The organism is Actinomadura sp. CNU-125, assembly GCF_001942465.1.
Classification (GTDB): domain Bacteria; phylum Actinomycetota; class Actinomycetes; order Streptosporangiales; family Streptosporangiaceae; genus Spirillospora.
Genome location: NZ_MKJY01000431.1, coordinates 1 through 2805 on the forward strand (window position 1 = coordinate 1; position 2805 = coordinate 2805).

Below are 2805 nucleotides of genomic sequence, written 5' to 3' on the forward strand. Positions count from 1 at the left end.
CGCTCCACCTCCGCAGGGGTGAGATGGGCGTCCGGCTCAAGGAACACGAACCCGCTCATTGGGGCGCCGTCCCGACCGCGTGCTGCTTGGTGTTGATCCCGCGAAGTAGCTTGTTGCTCTGGTCCGGGTTGAGGCCGCCCGTCTTGAACGCCGCCTTCACTTCTTCCTTCAGCGCGACGAGCGCCTCAAGGGTCTCGGCCTGTTCCAGCCGCGCCTGGAAAGCGTTCGCCTTCCACTCCTGCTCGGTGCCAGGCACCGCGTCGGGCTCAGCGTCGGGGGGAGGCGGGGGCTGCTCCGCCTCTCGCTGCTGCAGCTCGGCGTACCGGGCCTCGCCCAGCATCCACAGTTCGTCGTAGTGCTCCTGCTCGCAGCCGCCGCCCCGCACCCGCGCCTCGATCTCGCTCGCGAGGGACTGGAGTTCCTGGGTCGACTCGACCGACTGGATCCGCTTCCTCATCCCGTCGAGCCACTGCGGGAGCGTGCGCTGCTTCTCCGGCGGCTTCGGTGATGTGTCCGCGCCGTCGTCGCCCTTACGCCACATGTCCAGGCCAGCGCCGAACCGCATGCCGGCGTTGCGGAGCCCGTCACCGATCGCGACCTTGACCGCGTCGCCGCCGCGTTTGCCGGGGGCGTCGCCGTAGCCGAGGCGGGTGACGCCGCCGATCGTGACTCGCATCCACAAGCCGCCGTTGCCGTCGGCCTTAGGCGGCGCGGAGTCGAGGACCAGCCTGACGATCTCCTCATTGCCGGTCTCGATCGCGGCGCGCAGGAGGTCCGGGTCGACGTCGCGAGTCACCGGTTCCCAGTTCCAGTCCGGGTCGACGGACAGGAACCGGTCAGTGATGTCGGCGTGGCCGACGTAGTCAAGGTGGGTGTGGGCGGCGCTGATCCAGTTGCCGCAGACGTCGCACGTCTCTTTGGGATGCCGGTTGCAGTGCTTGATGTCGGACTTGCGGCATTCCGGGCATGTCAGCTTCGGGAGCTTTCCGACCAGGTGGTCTTCGAACGGCTCCCGCAGGGCGCGGGCGATCGACTCATCCATCGGTGGGGGTGTCCTCCTCCTCGGTGTCCTCGGTCCCCTGGGGAAGCGGGGTCGAGGAGGTGTCGTCGACGGCGTCGCTTGCGGTGTCCTGGTCGCCGGAGTGGGGGTTGGGCTCAGGCTCGTCCGGGGCATCGGCCGCGTCGGCGGCGAGCTCGGCCGGGGCGGGGGTGTCGTCGGTGATCGCGTCGAAGATCTGCGTGTCGTCGAGGGCGCAGTGCGCGAGCCGCTCGATCGGCATCTGCGCCTGCCCGACCGTCGGACTCGGTGCCGAGTCCAGGACCGCAGGAGCACTGGCGTCCAGCGGGGGCGGAGTGACGTCTGCCCGGACCGTCACGACCACGCCCTCGACGCTCCGCGATGCGCGGAGCCAGACCCGCCCCTCGGTGGGCTCGGTCAACGTCACAGCGCTCAACGCGGTGGCGTAGGCGGCGAGGACCTCGCGTGCCGCGTCGGACAGCAGGCCCGGGTCGACCTGAGCGGACGCGGCTCCGTCCTCGTACCGCCAGTCGAGCGGGACCAGGCCCCGGCCCCCGGTGAGCCGCGCGATCACGGCGCGGGCGTGCGCCGGGCCGGACGGGACGGTCGGGGCGTGCAGCGCCGGCTGGTGGAACCGCAGCGACTCCGGCTGGGCCGCGGGGCGTCGACGCAGACCGATCTTCTGCAGGAACGGCGTCGGAGCTGCATGCCGGGCACGGTCACGGGGTCTGGCGAGGAGAACCATCACGCCACCTCCAGATGAGACGGGGACGAATCGGCGCCAAGGCGGGCGCGGGTGGTGCTGATGTAGGCGGCCATCGCGGGTTCGTGGCCGTGGGTCTGCTCGAGCTGGTCGAGGTAGGAGAGGAACCCGGCGTGGGTTTCGGGGGTGGCGGTGAGGTCGCGGAGCCGGGCGGCGACCATGTCGTCCACCGTCGGGACAGCGACCGCGTCTGCGGATTGCTCCTCGGCGAGGTGGTACGCGTACGCCTCGGTGTAGCGGGCCGCGACCTGCATCGCCGCCCGAACCTGCGCGGGGGTGAGGGCGCCTTCCTCGGGGTCGCACGTGCCGGCGGGCGCCCGGTCGGTGGCGGTCACGCGGTCACCGCCTGCGCCGCGGCGATGATGTCCGCCATGGACATGTCCGCGCGGAACCGGTGGCCCAGCTCGACCTCAAGCGCCGCGTACTCCGCCGCGAGGTCGGGGCGGAGCCGGGCAGCGCGCACCAGGTCGTCCCGGCTCGCCAGGACGCACAGCGAGCACGACAGCCGCGTCATGCCCTCGTCGTAGGCCGGGTGGTATCGCACCCCACTCGCGGTGATCCGGTCCCACACCTCGGTCTCAGACCAGTCGTGGATCGGCAACCAGCGGCGGATCGTGCGGCGCCCGGACGTGCCCGCCTTGTCGATCTCCAGGACCGGCTTGCGGGCCCGCCCCGGGGACTCCTGGGCACGCAGGCCCAGGCAGTACAGGACCTCCGCCGGGCGGTTGAGGCCCAGCTCGGTGACGAGCCGAGTGACGACCTTCCGGCCCTGCGACGTCTTCTGGTCCGAGGTGCACCAGCGTGCCTCGCTCGACGGGAACATAAGCCGTTCGTTGCGGAGCTGCTGGTACAGGCCGCCCTTCTCGCGGCGGGTGATCTCGAACCGGAACCCGTAGTGTCCGGTCTGCTCGCGGGCGAGGTCGGCGGTGCCGGGCCACTCGACCGGCAGGCCGGAGTCGGTGGTGCCGAGGTCGTTGTGCACGACGGTGACGCGGTCGGCGGCGTCGACCTCGCGGACGAGTTC

Annotated in this window: 4 protein-coding genes; all 4 read right to left on the reverse strand. The window is 71.4% G+C overall.

Annotation, left to right across the window (positions count from 1 at the left end; genetic code table 11):
• Positions 1-55: 55 nt before the first annotated feature.
• Entirely contained in the window at positions 56-1042 is a 987-nt protein-coding gene (locus tag BJF79_RS36015) for a hypothetical protein (RefSeq protein ID WP_075904138.1), read from the reverse strand.
• Entirely contained in the window at positions 1035-1763 is a 729-nt protein-coding gene (locus BJF79_RS36020; protein WP_075904140.1) for a hypothetical protein, read from the reverse strand. Before BJF79_RS36020 ends, BJF79_RS36015 begins: the two co-directional genes overlap by 8 nt.
• Positions 1763-2116 (reverse strand): hypothetical protein, encoded by a 354-nt coding sequence (locus tag BJF79_RS36025; RefSeq protein ID WP_075904141.1) that lies wholly within the window; start codon positions 2114-2116, stop codon positions 1763-1765. The genes BJF79_RS36020 and BJF79_RS36025 overlap by 1 nt, the downstream gene beginning before the upstream one ends.
• Positions 2113-2805, reverse strand: a 693-nt coding sequence (locus BJF79_RS36030) for a phosphoadenosine phosphosulfate reductase family protein (RefSeq protein WP_075904143.1), incomplete at its 5' end; no start/stop codon positions are given. The genes BJF79_RS36025 and BJF79_RS36030, both read right to left, overlap by 4 nt.